Origin of the sequence: Amycolatopsis sp. Hca4, from assembly GCF_013364075.1 — a bacterium.
Taxonomy (GTDB): Bacteria; Actinomycetota; Actinomycetes; order Mycobacteriales; family Pseudonocardiaceae; genus Amycolatopsis.
Window position 1 is genome coordinate 8080012 of record NZ_CP054925.1, and the last position, 18290, is coordinate 8098301.

Genomic DNA, 18290 nt, shown 5'->3' on the forward strand with positions numbered 1-18290 from the left:
ACGTCGCCGCGCCCGTGCCACCATCCCCGGCACGGGCGCGTCGGCGTGTCCGGGATACCCGTTACCGGGTAACGAAAACTACCGGGGCGTACCCCCTTGACGCGGCTCTCCGCCGGACTCAGACTTGAGTTGCGTATCGCAGTGGATGTTCCTCAATACGCAACAAATCCCTCGGAGGCGTCATGATTCGCGCGTGCACGGTGGACGAGCTGCCCCCCGGCGAGTCCGTCCGGGTCCCCGGCCCGCCCGCCATCGCGGTGTTCCACACCGAGGAGGGCGAGCTGTACGCCATCGGCGACACGTGCTCCCACCAGGACGCCTCCCTGGCCGACGGCTGGCTCGAAGGCTGCTTCGTCGAGTGCCCGCTGCACGCGGCGCTGTTCGACCTGCGCACGGGCATGCCGACCTGCCTGCCGGCGAAGGACCCGGTGCCCACGTACGCGGTCGTCGTCGACGAAGGCGTCATCTACGTCCAGGGTGTGGCCGGCGAGGACGCCGCGTGAAGCGCATCGCGGTCGTCGGCGCTTCGCTCGCCGGGGTCCGCGCGGCGCAGGAGCTGCGCGCGCAGGGGTACGACGGCGGGATCGTGCTCATCGGTTCGGAGCCGCACCTGCCCTACGACCGGCCGCCGCTGTCCAAGGGCTTCCTGGCCGGGACGGCGTCACGGGAGTCGCTGGACCTGCTCGACGCCGGTGACCTGGCGTCGCTGGCCCTGGACTTCCGGCTCGGCGTCGAAGCCACGGCGCTGGACCCGGCCGAGCGACGCGTGCGGCTGTCGGACGGCACGTCGGTGCACGCGGACGGCGTCGTGATCGCCACCGGCGGCCGCGCGCGAACGCTGCCGGGCTTCGAGGGCGCCTTCGTGTTGCGGACGGTCGACGACGCTCTCGCCCTGCGCGCCGCGCTGGTCCCGGGGGTCCGGGTGGCCATCGTCGGGGCCGGGTTCATCGGGGCCGAGGTGGCCTCGACGTGCCGTTCCCTCGGTCTCGACGTCGTCGTCCTGGAGGCGCTGGCCGCGCCGCTGGCGCCGGTGCTGGGCCCGGCGCTGGCCGAGGTGTGCGCCCGGCTGCACGTCGACCACGGCACGGACCTGCGCTGCGGCGTCCAGGTCACGGGCCTTGCCCCGGCGGGCGTCTCGCTGGCGTCGGGTTCGGTGGTCCCGGCCGACGTGGTCGTGACGGGCGTCGGGATGACCCCGGCGACGGAGTGGCTGGCCGGCTCCGGTTTGAAGGTCGGCAACGGCGTCCACACGGACGCGGGGCTGGTGACCTCGCTGCCGCAGGTGGTCGCGGTCGGCGACGTGGCCCGGTTCGCGGGACGGCGGCACGAGCACTGGACGAACGCGTCGGAGCAGGCGCCGGTCGCGGTGGCCAACCTGCTGGCCGGGCACACCGCGCGGACGTACACGCCGAGCGGATACGTCTGGTCGGACCAGTATTCGGGCCGGCTGCAGCTGGCCGGGCACCCCCGCCCGGACGACACGCTTTCGTTCGTGGACGGCGACCCTTCGTCATCATCGTTCGTGGCGACGTTCACCCGGGACGGCTCGACGACCGGCGTCTTCGCCCTGAACAACGCCAAGCTCTTCAACCGCCTGCGGCGGCAGGCCCTGGGCCGCCCGGAGTTTCAACCGGCGGTTCAAGGATAAGCTTCAGGGGCATGGAGCTGGATCTCGACGAGCTGCGCGTGCTGACGAACTGGGCCGCATCCTGCGCTTCCCGGGTGTTGCCCCTGATCCCGGACGACCCCCGCCCGGCGGCGGCCATCGCGGCGGCCCGCGAGTTCGCGGCGGGAGGCCCCCGCACCCGAGCCCTCCGCACGGCGGCCTGGGCCGCGTTGGCGGCAGCGGGCGAGACGTCCGACGCCGCCGCCTCGGCCGCCGCCCGCGCGGCCGTCGGCGCGGCGGGGGCGGCCTACCTGCATCCCTTGGCTTCCCCGCACCAGGTGAAGCACATCGTCGGCCCGGCCCAGCAGGCGGCGTTGGCCCGCGAGCTGGCAGGCGGTTCCGCGGAGGCCGAGATCCAGTGGGCGCTCGCACAGGCTCCGGCGGAGGTGCGCGCAACCTTGAGGAAGTTCCCACCCGGCAAGCCCGGCAAGACCCGCCTGGGCGAGTTGCACCGCCTGCTGGAGTCCGCCCTCCGCACCTGACTGCCCCGTGACCGAAGAGGCATCACCCGTGATCAGAAAGGCATCACCCGTGATTGGAGGGGCATCACCCGTGTTTGAAGGGTCGACACGCCTCGCAGCCGTGTCGACCCCCCAGTCACGCGAGTTGACCCCCCAATCACGGGTGATGCCCCCTCAATCACGCGAGATGCCCCTCCAATCACGCGAGTTACGCGTCCAATCACGCGAGAATCGCGGCTGATCACGTGGGACGCGGGTTAACGCACACCTCGGGCTACAGGGCGAGGTCGTCCAGATCCGACTCGAGCCTCGCCCGCCAGGTCCACCGCCGCTCGGTCGTGTCCGCGGCTTCCGGCGCCGGCGGGCCCAGGGGCAACGCCGGGTCCGTGATCCCGAACGTCACCCGGTACGCCAGCACCGACGCGGCCGTCCGGATCCACGCGTCGCCCGATGTGCCCGGCGGTGGGGCCACCCCCAGCGCGTGGCCGAACCACGCCGGCAGCAGGGCGTTCGAGCCCAGTGCGTCCGTGATCCGGGTCCGCAGCCGGACCTGCAGGTCGTGCCACGCGCGCTCGGCCCGCTCCAGCTGCGGCACCACCCTGGCCTCGACCGCGTCCGCCTCGCGCAGGGCCAACCGGGCCTGCTCCGCCGACGCGACCGCCGCCGGGATCTCCTCGTCCAGCAACGTCCGGCGCCGGGTCGACAATGCCCGCAACGACGACTCCGCGTCCCCGCGGGCGCGGGCGCCTCGGTCCGTCGACGCCAGCACCCGCACCACCTCGAGCAGGTCGGCGTCGCAGCGGGACAGCGCCGATCGCACCGCGTCCAGGTGCGCGATCTCCTCCGCGTACCGCGCGCGCTGCTCCTTCGTGACCAGCTCCTTGTGCAGGTCGTCCCACCGCGCCGCCTCCGCCGCGAGGGCCCGCGTCTCCGCGCCGACGTCGTCGAGGTTCACCTGGGGGACGCCGTCGGACACGCGGACCGCGCGCTCCAGGGCCTGGACCTGCTGCTGCAGCCGGTCCAGGCGCCTGCCGAGCAGGTCGAGCCGGTCCTCCTGGCCCGGCGCTCCGCCGGTTTCGAGCCGCTCGGCCAGGTCCTCGACCTCCTGGCTCAGGCGTTCGTCGGCCTCGCGCAGCCCGTCGACCGCCGCGAACAGCTCGTCGAGGTCGCGGCGCGCCGGGTCGGCCGCGTCCGGCGGAACCTCGTACTCCTGCGTGAACTCGGGGTCGTCGCCGTAGGTCGCGTAGCCGTGGCTCATGCGGTCCGGCTTTCCCGCCACAGCAGCGCGATCGTGCCCGCGACGCCCAGCGCCGTCACGACCGTGCAGATCACCGCCCCTGGCCACGGGATCAGCGCGAGCACCAGCGCCAGCGCCGTGACGCTGCCGGCCCACGCCGCGCGCGTCCGCTCGCGGATCACCGCCGCGGTCCGGCGGACCGGGGCGAAGCCGACCCACAGCCCCGCGCCGAACAGCGGCACCAAGGCCGGCAGCCACGCCGGCGACAGGACCTCGAACAGCACCAGCGCCGCGGCCACCAGCGGCACCAGCACGGGCGCGGCCGCGAACCAGACGACCGCGCGCTGCGTCGCCGCGTGCCGGGACTCGAGCTGGGCGTCGGCGAGCCGCCGCCGGGCTTCGTCGAACGCCAGCTCGGCCTCGAGCAGCCGGTGGGCGTTCGCCACGAGCTCGTCCATCGCCTCGACGTCCCCCGGCGGGGTCGCGAGCCCGTCCCGCAGGTCCTGCTTGAGCCGGGCGACGCGCCCCTCCGCCAGGTCGCGGTCGTGCTGGGCCGGTGTCGTCACGCGACCACTTTAAGTGCCACCACCGTCACCACCGGCCAACTCCGCCGGTGAGTCGTCAGAGGTCGCCGAGGGCGGTGACCGGCGACTCCACGCAGTCGGCGACGAACCGCAGGAACCCGCCCGCCGTGCCGCCGTCGCAGACGCGGTGGTCGAAGGCCAGGGTCAGCTCGCAGATCTTCCGGGCCACCAGCGCGCCGTCGACGACCCACGGCCGGTCGATGATCCGGCCGATGCCGAGGATGGCCGCCTCGGGGTGGTTGATGATCGCGGCCGAGCCGTCGACGCCGAAGACCCCGTAGTTGTTGACCGTGAAGGTGCCGCCGGTCAGGTCCGCGGGCGCGAGCTTGCCCTCCCGCGCGGAGCGGGCGCGCTCGCCGATCGCCGCCGACAGGTCACGGGTGGACAGCGCCCCGGCGTCCCGCACGACCGGCACGACCAGCCCGCGGTCGGTCTGCGCGGCGAATCCGAGGTGGACCTCGTCGAGCAGGACGATCTCGTCGCCCTCGACGCGCGAGTTCAGCTCCGGGTACTTCTTCAGCCCCGCGACGGCGAACCGCGCGATCAGGCCGAGCAGGCTGACCGGCCGGTCGGACTTGGCGTTCAGCGCGGCCCGCGCGGTGACCAGCCCGGTCGCGTCGACGTCGACCCAGACGGTGGCCTCGGGGATCTCGCGCCGGGACGTCGTCAGCTTGTCGGCGACGGCCTTGCGCACGCCGGTGAGCGGGATCCGCTTGCCCTTCGCGGCGGGCTTCTTCAGCGCCGCTTCGACGTCCGCGCGGCGGATGATGCCGTCCGGTCCGCTCGGGGTGAGCTTCGCGAGGTCGATCCCGTTGTCCGCGGCCAGTTTCCGGACGAACGGCGAGATCACGCCGGGCTGCTTCGGCCGCGTGGGCGCGGTGACGTTCACCGGTCGCCGAGCCCGCTTGCGCCGGGTCGTGGGCGCGGTGCCGTAGCCGATGAGGACGTTCCCGCTCCCGGAAGACGTCGTCACGCCCGGTTCCGCGAACCCGCCGACGGTGAGCAGCGGCGCACCGACCGGCAGCAGCTGGCCCGGCTCGCCGTGCAGCGCGGACACCACGCCGGCGAACGGCACCGGCACCTCGACCGCCGCCTTCGCCGTCTCGACCTCGACGACGACCTGGTCGACGTCGACGGTGTCGCCGACCTTGACCCGCCAGTCCACGATCGCCGCCTCGGTCAGGCCTTCGCCGAGGTCCGGCAGCAGGAAGTCAGGCACCGGCCACCACCGGGGTGTCGTCCCACTGCAGGCGCGCGATCGTGTCGAGGATCCGGTCGACGTCGGGCAGCATGTGGCGTTCGAGCTTCGGCGCCGGGTACGGGATGTCGAGCCCGGTGACCCGCAGGACGGGCGCGTGGAGCTGGTGGAAGCACTGCTCGGTGACGCGCGCGACGACCTCGGCGCCGTAGCCGCCGAAGCCGGCCGCCTCGTGCACGACGACCGCGCGGCCGGTGCGGCGGACCGACGCCGTGACCGTCTCGTCGTCGAACGGCGACAGCGACCGCAGGTCGACGACCTCGACGTCCCAGCCTTCGTCCTTCGCCGCCTCGGCGGTTTCCAGCGCGGTGGCGACCATCGGGCCGTAGGCGATGAGCGTGACGTCCTTGCCGGGCCGTCGGACCACGGCCCGGTCCATCGGGGCGCCGGTGCGGGTGAAGGTGACCTCTTCGCTCGACCAGTAGCGGCACTTCGGTTCGAGGAAGATCACCGGGTCCGGTGACTCGATGGCGTCGCGGAGCAGGTCGTAGGCGTCCTGCGCGGTGCCCGGCGTGACGACGCGCAGGCCCGGCGTGTGCGTGTAGTAGGCCTCGCTGGAGTCGCAGTGGTGCTCGACGCCGCCGATGCCGCCCGCGTACGGCACGCGGATGACCATCGGCACCTCCAGCGCCCCGCGGGTGCGGTTGCGCAGCTTCGCCACGTGCGAGGTGATCTGCTCGAAAGCGGGGTAGGCGAAGGCGTCGAACTGCATCTCGACGACCGGCCGGAAGCCGCCCATCGCCATCCCGAGGGCGAACCCGACGATGCCGGACTCGGCGAGCGGGGTGTCGAAGCAGCGGTCCTCGCCGAAGTCGGCGGTGATGCCGTCGGTGACGCGGAAGACGCCGCCGAGGGTGCCGACGTCTTCGCCGAAGACGAGGACGCGGTCGTCGTCCTTGAGGGCGTCGCGCAGGGCCGCGTTGAGGGCCTGGGCCATGGTGGTCGTCATCAGGCCTCCAGTTCGGCTGCGAGGGCGGCCCGCTGGGCGGCGAGCTGGCGGGTGGGTTCGGCGTAGACGTGGTCGAACAGCGAGAGCGGGTCGAGTTCGGGTTCGGCGTTGAGGGTGTCGCGGACGGACTGGGCGTACACCTCGGCGTCGGCCGCGAACTGCTCGATTTCGCTGTCCGTCAGGCTTTCGCGGCTCTTGAGGTAGGTCTCGAGCCGCTTGAGCGGGTCGGCTTCGCGCCACTTCGCGACTTCGCCGGCGTCGCGGTAGCGGGTGGCGTCGTCGGCGTTGGTGTGGGCGTCGATGCGGTAGGTGTGGGCCTCGACCAGCACCGGTCCCTTGCCTTCGCGGGCGTGCTTGACGGCGTCGTCGAGGACGGCCAGGACGGCGACGGCGTCGTTGCCGTCGACCTGCTCCGAGCGCATGCCGTAGCCGATGCCCTTGTACGCCAGCGCTTCCGCGGCGCTCTGCTTCTCGAAGGGCACCGAGATGGCGAAGCGGTTGTTCTGCACGAAGAACACGACGGGCGCCTTGAAGACGGCCGCGAAGTTGAGCGCCTCGTGGAAGTCGCCTTCGCTGGTGGCGCCGTCCCCGATGAGCGCGAGCGCGACGGCGTCTTCGCCGCGTCGCTGCATCGCGTGCGCCAGCCCGGCGGCGTGCAACGTCTGCGTCGCAAGCGGAGTGCACTGGGGCGCTACGCGGGTCTCGACGGGGTTGTAGCCGCAGTGCGCGTCGCCGCGAAGGAGCGTCAGCACTTCGCCGGGCTTCAGGCCGCGGGCGACGAGGGCGACGGAGTCGCGGTAGGTCGGGAAGAGCCAGTCGTTCGCTTCGAGCGCCAGCGCGGCGGCGACCTGGCAGGCTTCCTGGCCGGCGCTGGAGGGGTAGACGGCGAGGCGGCCCTGCTTGGTGAGCGCGGTCGCCTGGACGTCGAACCGGCGGCCCAGGACCATCAGCCGGTAGGCCTCCTTGAGCCGAGCTTCGGCGGGTTCGCCGTACTCGCCGCCGCGATCGGCGCGGCTCCCGTCCTCGGCGACGAACCGCACGGGGGCAGCCGAAGGCAGCAGGGTCTCCGCAGCCATGACGCGCACCACCTCTCCCAGACATATGATGCTGAAATGGTGGTTCTCGACGGTGTTGTGTTCAAGGGTTGCCGGAAATGAGCGACAAACGGTCTTCAGGGGTGGCTCTTCCTGACCAAACGTCCACCAGTGGCCCGGCCCACGGCGGATTGCCGGGACGAACGGTCCCGGCTCTGGACGACGTCGACCGGGCGATGCTGGCGGAGCTGTCGGCGGACGGCAGGCTGGCGGTCCGCGCCCTGGCGGAGCGGCTGCACATCTCCCGGACGAACGCGTACGCGCGCTTGGAGCGGTTGCTGGCGGAGGGGGTGATCACGGGCTTCGGAGCCCGGATCGACCCACGCCGGGCGGGATTGGGCACATCGGCGTACATCATGGTGACGGTGGAGCAGACGTCGTGGCGCACGATGGCGACGGACCTGCACGAGATCCCGTACGTGGACCACGTGGCACTGGTGGGCGGGGATTTCGACATCCTGCTGCTGGTCCGGACCCCGGACAACTCGACGCTGCGCGACGTGGTCCTGGAGCGCCTGCAGGCGCTGGAGGGAGTGCGGTCGACGCGGACCTGGCTGATCTTCGAGGAACTACCGGGGTCGGTGCTCAGCTGAGGAATCAGTCGAAGTCCTCGTACTCCGGCCGCGGCTCCCATTCCGGCGGGGCATACGGGAGGCCATCCAGGGTGCAGCCCACGAACCGGACGTCCTCACTGAACGTCACCTCCTTGAAGTCGGTGTCCCCGCCGAACTGGACGTTGATGAACCACCCGTCCCTGGCGAAGGTGACCTCCACAAACCGGGCGTCGCGCCCGAAGTCCACCCCGGGCAGGTAGGCCGCGTCCTGGAAGGCCGCCCGCGCGAAGTCGGCCCGGCCGCCGAACACGGCCTCGCTGAAGATGACCTTGCCGGCGAACCGGGTCTTCTCGAACCGCGCGTCCCGCCGGAAACGGGCGCGGCGGAACACCGTCGCGCCGAAGAAGACGGCTTCGTCGAACCTCGCGTCGGCCAGGAACGTGACACCGTCGAACCGGGTACTGTCCGAGAACTCCGCCTCGGCGAACCAGGCTTCACCTTCGAAGACCGCATCGTCGAACCTCGTGCCGCCCCGGAACTTGATGCCCAGCAGGGAGGTCTGCCCGACGAACCTGGCCTGCGCGAAGTTCGCGTTCCGCAACGAACAGTCGTGGAACTTCAGGTCGATCAGGACGGCGCCGCGGAGATCGAGATCGAGATCCGGCCAAAACCGGGCCCGGTCCGGCCCCGCAGGCGCCAGGTGGCCGGTCAGGATCTGCTGAGCGGTCATCCGTACCTCCCTTTCCTCCAGGCAGGCGCGATGCCGTTCCCGGTCGGCGTGGTCACCCGGCGGGTCGTATGGCATGCGCAGGTAGGCACTGACCACGTTCACCATGGTCTGCCTGTGCGCCGGGTTGTCCTGCGCCAGCCGCTCCAGCGCGTAGAGCCCGGCCAGGCGGACCGGCACCTTCTCGGCGCCGAGCTGCTCGACGGCCTTGAGGTAGAGGTCGCTGATCCGCCGTTCGGCGGCATCGTGCCGGGCATCCTCGTTGGCCTGCTCACGCAGCTGGAGGTCGTGGCGTTTCGTGGCCAGGTCGTGCTCCGCCGTCTGCTGCCGCCGAGCGGCCAGCAGCAAGGCGATGAAGCCGCCAGCGCCCAGCACGATCGTCCCCACGGTCCGGACGCTTTCCAGCCGGGCCTTGTCGGCGTCGGTGCCCTGGCCGTAGAGCGACAGGAGCACCCAGCACGCCGCCGTGGCGATGAGGACCAGCACTACCGCCGAGACGGCGATCGTCCGGTTCGAAAGCAGCCGGTTCGCCCGCTGACCATCCCCCATCCATCCAGGATCGCAGTTCCGGCAGCACCCTCGGAAAGTTCACCCGGTCGGCCTCCGGGCCCCCTACGCTGCGCACATGGGTTACACCTGCACCTGCTGCGGCGAGCACCACCCGGAACTGCCGTTCGCCTACGGCGCCCCCGCCCCGGACTTCTGGCAGGACGCCGAAGGCGACGTCCTCGAGCCCGAACGCTGCGTCATCGGCGGGCAGCACTACTTCCTCCGCGGCCGCATCGTCCTCCCGGTCCTCGACGCCGAAGAGGACTTCGAGTGGGGCGTCTGGGTCTCGGTCAGCAAGGACAACTTCTTCCGCGCCGAAGACCTCTGGGACAGCCCGGACCGCGCCGCCGAGCCGCCGTACTTCGGGTGGCTGGCCACCGGGCTGCCCGGCTACGAGCCCGGCACCCTGAACCTCAAGACCAACCTGCACACCCGGCCACCCGGTGAGCGGCCGGTGATCGAGGTCGAGCCGACCGGGCACCCGCTCGCCGTCGAGCAGCGGGACGGGATCACGCTCATCCGCGTGCAGGCGATCGCCGAGCTGCTGCAGCACCCCTGACGAACGGGCAACACCCCTGCCCGTAAGCACCCTTGCCGCAGGTCAGCGCAAGAGCTAGACAGAACAGCACGTCACCCGCTCGCTGGACGACTCTTATTTTATGTCGAGAAATAACTAGCTCGAAACCTATTGACGCCGTCCCCGTCGCCCGGTGAGGATCGGCCGGTTCGCCGTTCATCGCAGAATGGACCAGACCATGGCCAGAAGATCCCGCGCGTGGGCTCGTGCGCGCCGAAGTTCGCTCGTCACGCTGCTGAGTCTCAGCCTCCTGGGTGCCGCAGCACAGGCCACCCCCGCCCAGGCGGAAACCCCCCAACCCGTCATCGGCCAGCCCGCCAAGGACAAGGACGGCTGCGCCAAGATCGAGAAGAGCCTGCCGACCCTCGCGGACTGGCCGAAGGTCGACAGCAGGCTCAAGGGGAAGGCCGGCGACGAGCAGCGGATCGCCGAGATCCTCAAGGGCATGACCCTGGAGGAAAAAGTCGGGCAGATGACGCAGCCCGAGATCGCCGCGATCACGCCCGACGAGGTCCGCCAGTACGCCATCGGCTCGGTCCTCAACGGCGGTGGCTCGTGGCCCGCCGGCAACAAGCACGCCACCCAGCAGGACTGGCTGAACCTCGCCGACTCCTACTGGAACGCGTCGAAGACCAGTCGGACGAAGATCCCCGTCATCTGGGGCATCGACGCCGTGCACGGCAACAACAACGTCTACGGCGCCACCGTCTTCCCGCACAACATCGGCCTCGGCGCCGCGCACGACCCGTGCCTGGTCCGCGACGTCGCCGGCGCCACCGCCCGGCAGATCCGCGCCACCGGCCAGGACTGGGCGTTCTCGCCCACCCTCGCCGTCGTCCAGGACGACCGCTGGGGCCGCACCTACGAGGGCTTCTCCGAGGACCCGCGCATCACCCGCGCGTACGGCTTCGAAGCCATCAACGGCCTCCAGGACGGCGCCACCAAGCGCATCGGCTACAACGGCGTGATCGCCACCGCCAAGCACTTCATCGGTGACGGCGGCACGCTCAAGGGCCAGGACCAGGGCGTCAACCCCTCGTCAGAGGCGGACATGATCAACATCCACGGCCAGGGCTACTACGGCGCGCTCGCCGCCGGCTCGCAGACCGTGATGGTGTCGTTCAACAGCTGGACCAACGCCGACCTCGGCATCAACGAGGGCAAGCTGCACGGCAGCGACAAGGCGCTGAACCAGATCCTCAAGGGCAAGATCGGCTTCGACGGCCTGGTCGTGTCCGACTGGAACGGCATCGGCCAGGTCACCGGCTGCACGAACTCCTCGTGCCCGCAGGCGATCAACGCCGGCATCGACATCGTGATGGTGCCGAACGACTGGAAGGCGTTCATCACCAACACCGTCGCCCAGGTGCAGAGCGGCCAGATCCCGATGTCGCGGATCGACGACGCCGTCACCCGGATCCTGCGCGTCAAGCTGCGTGACGGCCTGTTCGAGTCACAGAAGCCGTCCGACCGCTCCTACGCCAACTCCGACGAGGCGCTGAAGGACAACTGGCTGGCCCGTGACGCCGTCCGCGAGTCGCAGACGCTGCTGAAGAACAACGGCAACGTGCTGCCGCTGAAGCCGTCGTCGAAGGTCCTGGTCGTCGGCAAGAGCGCCGACAACATCCAGAACCAGACCGGCGGCTGGACGCTGAGCTGGCAGGGCACCGGCAACACCAACGCCGACTTCCCGAACGCCACGTCGATCCTGACCGGCATCAAGCAGAACCTCGGCGACGCCAACGTCACCTTCGACGCCACCGGCAACGTCGACCCGAAGGGCTTCGACGCGGTCATCGCGGTCATCGGCGAGACGCCGTACGCCGAGGGCGTCGGCGACCTGACCCGCAAGAGCCTCGAAGCGGCGCGGCTCTACCCCGAGGACCTGGCCGTGCTGGACAAGGTCAGCGGCAAGGGCACTCCGGTCGTCACCGTGTACGTCGGCGGCCGACCGCTGTACATGAACAAGGAGATCAACCGCTCCGACGCGTTCGTGGCCGCGTGGCTGCCGGGCACCGAGGGCGGCGGCGTGGCGGACATGCTGGTCAAGGGCAAGGACGGCACGGGCTACCAGGGCACGCTGTCGTACTCGTGGCCGAAGAGCGCGTGCCAGTCGCCGCTCAACCCGTGGTCGCCGGACTACGACCCGCTGTTCAAGCTGGGCTACGGCCTGAAGAGCGGCCAGCGCGTCACGGTCGGCCAGCTGGACGAGACGTCCGGCCCGGCGTCCTGCGGGGCGACCGGCGGCGGCGGGACCGCGACCGAGGACCTGTCGATCTTCGACCGCACCGACGTCCCGCCGTACACCAGCCAGATCGGCTCGGCGGAGAACTGGGGCGGCACGGTGATCGGCCCGGACGGCACGGCGTCCCACACCGAGATCAACGTCGTCCCGACGGACGTCAACGTCCAGGGCGACGGCCTGAAGGCGACCTGGACGGGCGCCGGAGCGGCCCAGCTGTACATGCAGAACACGGCGGGCACGAACGACCTGCGCAGCTACCTGAACGCCAACGCGGCCCTGGAGTTCGACACGATCGTCCAGCAGGCACCGGCCAACCGCACGGTGATCAGCATGCACTGCGTGTACCCGTGCTTCAGCGAGGTGAACGCGACGAAGCTGTTCACCGACCTGGCGGGCGGCCCGAAGACGACGGTGAAGATCCCGGTGTCCTGCTTCGACAACGGGCTGGACTTCGAGCACATCAACACGCCGTTCCTGGTGTACACGGACGGCACGTTCCAGGCGTCGTTCGCGAACGTGCGCTGGGTGCCGCAGGGGGCGAAGGATCCTGATGCGAGACCTTGTTCGAGCTTGACCTGACGGCGACCGGGCCGGGAGCGCTCCGCTCCCGGCCCGGTTCGTTTCCGGAATCCATCGACGGATGACGGCCGGAGCGCACACCGTCGCTGGCGAACAGCTCGACCTCCGCGCTCGAAGCGACCTTCGACGGCATCTCCGGCCACGACCACGAACTGCCCGACCCCGATCGCGTCGTGCTGGGCGGTGGGAAGCTGCCGCTCACCGTGCTGGGTGACGTCGTCCGGGCCCGGGCTGTGCATGAACGAGTACGACCGAGGACCGCAAGGCGGCGGCGAGTACCCGTACGGCTACGGCCAGGGCGGGTCCTCGTCCGACTACTACGGCCAGAACGGCTATCCGCAGGAGCCCTACCAGCAGCCCCAGGGGCAGGGGTATTACGGACACCCGCAGTACGACCAGCCCCGTGACCAGTGGGGACGCCCGTACCCGCAGCCCAGCTACGCCTACCCGCAGCCCGCCTACCAGCCGCCCCCGCGGCGGCACCCGCTGCGCGCGCTGACCGTCGCGGTCGTCGCGATCGCGCTGGCCGTGGTCGCCGGGCTCGGGATCGGGCACCTGATCTCCGGTCCGGGCGCCCCCACCGCGGGCAACCAGAACTTCGGCTTCTCCGGGCAGCCCAGCGTGACCAAGACGGCGCTGGACGTCGATGCGGTCTCGGCCAAGGTCAACCCGGCCATCGTGAACATCAACACCGAACTCGGGCTGCAGGGCGCGGCCGCGGCGGGCACCGGCATCGTGCTCACCCCCGACGGCGAGGTGCTGACCAACAACCACGTCGTGGCCGGCGCGACCAGCATCAAGGTCACCAGCATCGGCACCGGTGACACCTACGAGGCGGAAGTGGTGGGCTACGACCGCACCGAGGACGTGGCGGTCCTGCAGCTGCAGGACGCGTCCGGGCTGCCCACCGCGAGCATCGGCGACTCGTCCACGACCAAGGTCGGCGACCAGATCCTCGGCCTGGGCAACGCCGGCGGCCGCGGTGGCGACCCGGTGCCCGCGCCGGGCACGGTGACGGCGCTGGACCAGTCGATCACCGCCTCCGACGAGTCCAGCGGCTCGTCCGAGCAGCTCACCGGGCTGATCCAGGTCCGGGCGAACATCGAGTCCGGTGACTCCGGCGGCCCGCTCGTGAACGCCGACGCCCAGGTCATCGGCGTCAACACGGCCGCGTCGACCGGGTACCAGCTGAACGGGCGGCGCAGCGGCGGCGCCGGACAGGGCTTCGCGATCCCGATCAACCAGGCCGTCGACATCGCGCACCGGATTGTCGCGGGCCAGGCGTCGGACAAGATCCACATCGGCAAGACGGCGTTCATCGGCGTCTCCGTGACCGACGGCCAGGGCGGCGCCCGGGTCCGCGAGGTGGTCCAGCGGGGTCCGGCGCAGCGGGCGGGCCTCGCGGCCGGTGACGTGATCACCGCCATCGACGGCAAGCCGACCGGCTCGGCGACGGCGTTGACGACGGTGATGGACACCCATCACCCTGGCGACAACCTGACCCTGACGGTGACCGGGGCGGGCGGTGGTCAGCAGCAGGTGCAGGTCAAGGCCATCGAAGGGCCCGTGGGTTAGCGCAGCGTTTCGCGGAGCACTTCGCGGTGGGTCTGCTTCGCCGCGAGGTACTTCTCCCGGCCCGCTTCGGTGATCGTCACGAAGATGCCGCGCCGGTCGACCTCGCACAGGGCGCGCTCGACCAGGCCCTCCTTCTCCAGGCGGGCGACCAGCCGGGACGTGGCGCTCTGGCTCAGGTGGATGGTGCTGATCAGGTCGGCCGACCGGCACTTGAAGTCGCAGGTCGCGAGCCGCTCGAGAGCTTCGAACTCGTTCGCGCCGATGCCGTGGCGCTCCTGCAGCCGGCACTCGAGCGTGCTGAACACGGCCGAGTAGCGGGCCAGCAGGTCATGCCACTCCCGGACCAGTTCCTTCTCGGCGACGTCGCTCACGGCGACCAACCTAGCATGCGCGGACATCAGATGCAAGCGCATTAAATGCTTGGACATTAGATGCGCGTGCATGTAATGTCGCCGCCATGAGCTCTTCCGTGTCCTTGTCCACCACGTCAACGCGGTGGGACGCACGTCTCTGGGGTGTCCTGCTCACCGTTTCGATCGTCATCGGCCTCGACGCGCTCGACGTGTCGATGGTCGGGGTCGCGCTCCCGGCCATCCAGGCCGACCTCGGCCTGTCCACCAACGCGCTGCAATGGGTCGTCAGCGGCTACGTCCTCGGCTACGGCGGCCTGCTGCTGCTCGGTGGCCGCACGGCCGACCTGCTCGGCCGCCGCCGGGTGTTCCTCGTCGCGGTCGCCGTGTTCGCGCTGGCTTCGCTGCTCGGCGGCCTCGTCGACGACGGCGCGCTGCTCATCGCGAGCCGCTTCATCAAGGGGCTGGCGGCGGCGTTCACCGCGCCGGCCGCGCTGTCCATCATCACCACGACGTTCCAAGAAGGCCCGGCCCGCAACAAGGCGATCAGCATCTTCGCCGTGTTCGGCGCGAGCGGCTACTCGGCCGGCCTGGTGTTCTCCGGCCTGCTGACCGAGGTCGGCTGGCGCTGGACGTTCCTGCTGCCCGCCCCGATCGCGCTGGTCGCGCTGGTGGCGGCGTGGAAGCTGATCCCGTCGTACCGCGCCGAAACCGGCCGCGGCTACGACTTCCCGGGCGCCATCACCGGCGCGGCGGGCTCGCTGCTGCTGGTGTTCGGCGTGGTCGAGGCCCCGGAGATCGGCTGGGCGGCCCCGCGCACGCTGATCACGTTCGCCGTCGCGCTGGCGCTGCTGGTGACGTTCGTGGTGATCGAGAAGCGCAGCCGCCACCCGTTGCTGCGCCTGGGCATCCTGCGCTCGGGCCCGCTGGCCAGGGCCAACCTCGGCGGCGCGCTGTTCTTCGGCGCGTACATCGGCTTCCAGTTCGTGGTGATGCTGTACCTGCAGCGGGTACTGGGCTGGTCGGCGTTGCAGACGGCGCTGGGCTTCCTGCCGGCGGCGCTGATCGTGGCGTTCGGCTCCCCGCGCATCGAGCCGCTGATCGACCGCATCGGCACACCCCGCACGATCTTCGCGGGCGTGGTCTCGCACGTCATCGGCTACGCGCTGTTCCTGCGCATCGACGAGCACTCGGGGTACGCGGGTTCGGTGCTGCCGAGCATGATCCTGCTGGGCATCGGCTTCACGCTGGCGTTCTCGTCGCTCAACATCCAGGCCACGGCCGGCATCGCCGACGACGAGCAGGGCCTGGCGGGCGGCCTGCTGAACACGTCCCTGCAGGTGGGCGGCGCCATCGGCCTGGCGGTGGTGACGGCGGTGCTGACGGCCAACGGCGGCCGCGAGGCCTCACCGGCGGCGCTGCTGACCGGGTTGACGCCGGCGTTGAGCGTGGTCACCGGGATCGCGGTGCTGGGACTGCTGATCGCAACCACCGGGCTGCTCGCCCGGAAGCGGCAGGCGGAGGAGCCGGTCGTGGCGGAGGACCTGCTGGCCCTCGCCGACTGAGGGGGAACGCGGAAGGACCACCATCGCGGGGGATGGTGGTCCTTCCGCGTATGCGTGGTGCCGAAATCCGCCGGTCATGCCCTTTCGGGTGATTGACGCCTTTTTCTCCCCAATCCAGAATTCGCGTGGCCCAGTCACATCGCCACCGCCGCTCCAGGGAACCGGGCGGAAATCGGCGTCCGTGGGGAGATCTGGTGAGCGGTCGGCTCGTCCTGCGCACCTTGATCGGTCTCGCCTTGATCCCGGTGATCACCGCGATCGCCGTCAACGCCGCCACCAACGTGACGTTTCCCGGCCCGTTGCGTCTGATCCAGCGCTACCCGTGGTGGGCCGTTCTGGTGGCTTTCCTCGCCGCCTGCGCCTATGCGGTGTGGGACATCCGCGCCACGCTCGCCGGTCGCGCCGACCTGTCCCAAGCCGAGTCGGCCCGGTTGCGGGACCGGCTTCTGCACGGGACCCGCTGGATCTGGGTCGACGGTGTGCTGACCCGCTCACTCGGCGAGGTGCTGCGTCTCGAGCTGAGCCTGCAGCCCCGGCAAACCAAGGTGACCCACCCGGTGCACCTGCTCCTGCCCGGGCACGACGACGTGCTGCCGGCCGGGACACCGCCGGTCGACGTCTACGGCCGGTACGGCGAGCAGCTGCTGATCCTGGGCGCGCCCGGCGCGGGCAAGTCCACCATGCTCCTGGAACTCGCCCGGGACTTGCTGGTGCGTGCCGAGAAGGACCCGGTGACGCAGATCCCCGTGGTACTCCACCTGTCCTCGTGGCCTTCGAAGGACGACATTCCCTTTGAAACCTGGGTCGTGAACGAGCTGCGGCGGTTCTACAGCGTGTCTCCGGCCGAGGGCCGGTACGCGGTCGAGAGCGGCATGGTGTCGTTGCTGCTCGACGGTCTCGACGAGGTACCGGCGGGGCGGGCGCCCAAGTGCGTGACGGCGCTCAACCGCTTTCGCGAAACGCGGCCGGGCACCTCGATCGCGGTGACCTGCCGGGTACAGGACTACGACGACATCGAGACCCGGCTCAAGCTCGCCGGAGCGGTGCTGATCGAGCCGCTGACGCCGGAGGCGGCGGACGCATGGCTGGCGGAACTCGGCCCGGAACTGGACGGGTTGCGCGCCGTGCTGGACGACGACAAGAGCCTGCGTGACCTGGTGCGCACCCCGCTGACGCTCACCATCGCGGCGTTGGCCTACCAGGGCCGGGAAGTCACGGTGTTCACTGGGCTCGACAGCCTTTTCGCCGCCTACACACAACGTATGCTGGAGCGCTCGCGGGCCGTACTCGCCGACACGACGGCCTACGACGAAGCCGTGGCGCGGCGCTGGATCGCCACACTGGCCCGGGGCATGATGAAGGTCGGCGCGATCGCCGTCGGCCCGGAACTGCCGGCCAGGATCCACGCCGGCTGGGTCGACGAGGACGCTGTGCCATGGAGCCGGCTGCCACGGCTGCTCCTCCTGGCGGGGCTGCCCATCGCCCTGCTTGCCGGCGTGACCACGTGGGTGATCGGGCCGTGGCCGGCCGCCCCGTTCGTCGCCGTACTGACCGGCGCGACCGCGTGGATCCGGGCGGACGTACCGAACTGGTTCACCGGCGAGCGCAGCTACGAGTTCAACCAGCAGACATCAGGAGAGGATTCCCGCCGGGAGCGGGCCGGTTGGGCAGTGGCTCTCGGGCTGGCGGCCATCGGCGCGCTGATTGCGATCGTGTTCATCCGCGTGGTGATCGACTCGGACGCACTGGGCTGGTTCGGAACCGTCTTCACCGGTGTGTTCATGGGCCTGATGCTGACCACGGTGGTCGCACTGAGCGCATCTTCGTGGGTGGGCGGGTTGTCCACCGTGGTCGCGGAACTCACCCAGGACGCGATCCGCGGCGCGAGCCGATGGCTCGGCCCGCGTGCGACGGCCGTGCTCGCCGTGCTCGTCGCCGGGCCTGCCGCAGGGGGTGCCGGTGTCATCGTCGGACACGTGCTCGGCGCCCTCGGCGCCTTCGCGTTCTTCGGCGGTGACCTCTGGCCGTGGCATCTCGTCTTCGGGCTCACCCTGGCGGTCGTCTTCGGCGCAGCCGGCGGGCTGATCCTCGCCGCGCAGTACGCCGTCAGCGACACCTTCACCGCCCCGCTCGTGTACCGGCACCTGGCCCGGACCGGTGCACTGCCAGCCGATCTGGGCCGCTTCCTCGCCTGGGCCGACGACCGGATCCTGCTCCGCCGGACCGGTAAGGACTACCAGTTCGTCCACCGGCTGTACCGCGACTGGTGGGCTGAGCGATACCCGTCGCGGGACAGCACCTAGTGGACGAGAGCAGCACC

16 protein-coding genes are annotated in these 18290 nt (G+C 70.8%); 9 read left to right on the plus strand and 7 right to left on the minus strand.

Annotated features, from left to right (window positions below; translation table 11 throughout):
* Nucleotides 1–182: 182 nt before the first annotated feature.
* From HUT10_RS36755 to HUT10_RS36765, 3 genes are read left to right on the plus strand one after another with little or no spacing between them, the layout of a single operon-like run.
* Nucleotides 183–503: a bifunctional 3-phenylpropionate/cinnamic acid dioxygenase ferredoxin subunit gene (locus HUT10_RS36755; RefSeq protein WP_176175387.1), complete on the plus strand. Its 321-nt coding sequence runs from the start codon at nucleotides 183–185 to the stop codon at nucleotides 501–503.
* The gene (locus HUT10_RS36760) at nucleotides 500–1648 is read left to right on the plus strand and encodes an NAD(P)/FAD-dependent oxidoreductase (RefSeq protein WP_176175388.1); all 1149 of its coding nucleotides are present in this window, start codon (nucleotides 500–502) and stop codon (nucleotides 1646–1648) included. Before HUT10_RS36755 ends, HUT10_RS36760 begins: the two co-directional genes overlap by 4 nt.
* Nucleotides 1649–1659: 11 nt before the next feature.
* The gene (locus tag HUT10_RS36765; protein ID WP_176175389.1) at nucleotides 1660–2148 is read left to right on the plus strand and encodes a putative immunity protein; all 489 of its coding nucleotides are present in this window, start codon (nucleotides 1660–1662) and stop codon (nucleotides 2146–2148) included.
* Between the two features lie 253 nt (nucleotides 2149–2401).
* Here HUT10_RS36765 and HUT10_RS36770 read toward each other — a convergent pair whose 3' ends face one another.
* The 5 genes from HUT10_RS36770 to pdhA are packed head-to-tail and all read right to left on the minus strand — an operon-like array spanning nucleotide 2402 to nucleotide 7231.
* On the minus strand, nucleotides 2402–3385 hold the full coding sequence (locus HUT10_RS36770) for a hypothetical protein (protein ID WP_176175390.1): 984 nt from the start codon (nucleotides 3383–3385) through the stop codon (nucleotides 2402–2404).
* A complete protein-coding gene (locus HUT10_RS36775) occupies nucleotides 3382–3930 on the minus strand; it encodes a hypothetical protein (RefSeq protein ID WP_176175391.1) in 549 nt (182 codons plus the stop codon). Before HUT10_RS36775 ends, HUT10_RS36770 begins: the two co-directional genes overlap by 4 nt.
* A 55-nt stretch (nucleotides 3931–3985) precedes the next feature.
* Nucleotides 3986–5167, minus strand: coding sequence for a dihydrolipoamide acetyltransferase family protein (locus tag HUT10_RS36780; RefSeq protein ID WP_176175392.1), 1182 nt, complete (start codon nucleotides 5165–5167; stop codon nucleotides 3986–3988).
* The gene (locus tag HUT10_RS36785; protein ID WP_176175393.1) at nucleotides 5160–6155 is read right to left on the minus strand and encodes an alpha-ketoacid dehydrogenase subunit beta; all 996 of its coding nucleotides are present in this window, start codon (nucleotides 6153–6155) and stop codon (nucleotides 5160–5162) included. The genes HUT10_RS36780 and HUT10_RS36785 overlap by 8 nt, the downstream gene beginning before the upstream one ends.
* Nucleotides 6155–7231: a pyruvate dehydrogenase (acetyl-transferring) E1 component subunit alpha gene (gene pdhA / locus HUT10_RS36790; RefSeq protein ID WP_176175394.1), complete on the minus strand. Its 1077-nt coding sequence runs from the start codon at nucleotides 7229–7231 to the stop codon at nucleotides 6155–6157. Before pdhA ends, HUT10_RS36785 begins: the two co-directional genes overlap by 1 nt.
* A 77-nt stretch (nucleotides 7232–7308) precedes the next feature.
* Between pdhA and HUT10_RS36795 the strand changes: the two genes are divergently transcribed.
* Nucleotides 7309–7842: an Lrp/AsnC family transcriptional regulator gene (locus HUT10_RS36795; protein WP_217709670.1), complete on the plus strand. Its 534-nt coding sequence runs from the start codon at nucleotides 7309–7311 to the stop codon at nucleotides 7840–7842.
* 4 nt (nucleotides 7843–7846) lie between these two features.
* On the opposite strand, the gene HUT10_RS36800 is transcribed toward HUT10_RS36795, so the two are convergent.
* On the minus strand, nucleotides 7847–9079 hold the full coding sequence (locus HUT10_RS36800) for a pentapeptide repeat-containing protein (RefSeq protein ID WP_176175396.1): 1233 nt from the start codon (nucleotides 9077–9079) through the stop codon (nucleotides 7847–7849).
* Nucleotides 9080–9155: 76 nt separating this feature from the next.
* Between HUT10_RS36800 and HUT10_RS36805 the strand changes: the two genes are divergently transcribed.
* The 3 genes from HUT10_RS36805 (at nucleotide 9156) to HUT10_RS36815 (ending at nucleotide 14055) form a co-directional block, all read left to right on the plus strand.
* Nucleotides 9156–9638 (plus strand): DUF2199 domain-containing protein, encoded by a 483-nt coding sequence (locus HUT10_RS36805; protein WP_176175397.1) that lies wholly within the window; start codon nucleotides 9156–9158, stop codon nucleotides 9636–9638.
* Nucleotides 9639–9891: 253 nt separating this feature from the next.
* On the plus strand, nucleotides 9892–12480 hold the full coding sequence (locus HUT10_RS36810) for an exo 1,3/1,4-beta-D-glucan glucohydrolase (protein WP_176178212.1): 2589 nt from the start codon (nucleotides 9892–9894) through the stop codon (nucleotides 12478–12480).
* A gap of 237 nt (nucleotides 12481–12717) precedes the next feature.
* Nucleotides 12718–14055, plus strand: a complete 1338-nt coding sequence (locus tag HUT10_RS36815; RefSeq protein WP_176175398.1) for a S1C family serine protease — start codon at nucleotides 12718–12720, stop codon at nucleotides 14053–14055.
* Here HUT10_RS36815 and HUT10_RS36820 read toward each other — a convergent pair.
* Nucleotides 14052–14426, minus strand: a complete 375-nt coding sequence (locus HUT10_RS36820; protein WP_176175399.1) for a MarR family winged helix-turn-helix transcriptional regulator — start codon at nucleotides 14424–14426, stop codon at nucleotides 14052–14054. The two genes, HUT10_RS36815 and HUT10_RS36820, sit on opposite strands and share 4 nt — an antisense overlap.
* An 86-nt stretch (nucleotides 14427–14512) precedes the next feature.
* Here HUT10_RS36820 and HUT10_RS36825 point away from each other — a divergent pair, with 86 nt between their 5' ends.
* The gene (locus tag HUT10_RS36825) at nucleotides 14513–15970 is read left to right on the plus strand and encodes an MFS transporter (RefSeq protein WP_176175400.1); all 1458 of its coding nucleotides are present in this window, start codon (nucleotides 14513–14515) and stop codon (nucleotides 15968–15970) included.
* 194 nt (nucleotides 15971–16164) lie between these two features.
* On the plus strand, nucleotides 16165–18273 hold the full coding sequence (locus tag HUT10_RS36830; RefSeq protein ID WP_176175401.1) for an NACHT domain-containing NTPase: 2109 nt from the start codon (nucleotides 16165–16167) through the stop codon (nucleotides 18271–18273).
* Nucleotides 18274–18290 lie beyond the last annotated feature (17 nt).

Bases quoted from the DNA above. Each gene is read 5' to 3' on its own strand.
- HUT10_RS36755 (WP_176175387.1), top strand. From the start codon at position 183: ATGATTCGCGCGTGCACGGTGGACGAGCTGCCCCCCGGCGAGTCCGTC.
- HUT10_RS36765 (WP_176175389.1), top strand. From the start codon at position 1,660: ATGGAGCTGGATCTCGACGAGCTGCGCGTGCTGACGAACTGGGCCGCA.
- HUT10_RS36770 (WP_176175390.1), bottom strand. From the start codon at position 3,385: ATGAGCCACGGCTACGCGACCTACGGCGACGACCCCGAGTTCACGCAG.
- HUT10_RS36785 (WP_176175393.1), bottom strand. From the start codon at position 6,155: ATGACGACCACCATGGCCCAGGCCCTCAACGCGGCCCTGCGCGACGCC.
- pdhA (WP_176175394.1), bottom strand. From the start codon at position 7,231: ATGGCTGCGGAGACCCTGCTGCCTTCGGCTGCCCCCGTGCGGTTCGTC.
- HUT10_RS36795 (WP_217709670.1), top strand. From the start codon at position 7,309: ATGAGCGACAAACGGTCTTCAGGGGTGGCTCTTCCTGACCAAACGTCC.
- HUT10_RS36800 (WP_176175396.1), bottom strand. From the start codon at position 9,079: ATGGGGGATGGTCAGCGGGCGAACCGGCTGCTTTCGAACCGGACGATC.
- HUT10_RS36805 (WP_176175397.1), top strand. From the start codon at position 9,156: ATGGGTTACACCTGCACCTGCTGCGGCGAGCACCACCCGGAACTGCCG.
- HUT10_RS36815 (WP_176175398.1), top strand. From the start codon at position 12,718: ATGAACGAGTACGACCGAGGACCGCAAGGCGGCGGCGAGTACCCGTAC.
- HUT10_RS36825 (WP_176175400.1), top strand. From the start codon at position 14,513: ATGAGCTCTTCCGTGTCCTTGTCCACCACGTCAACGCGGTGGGACGCA.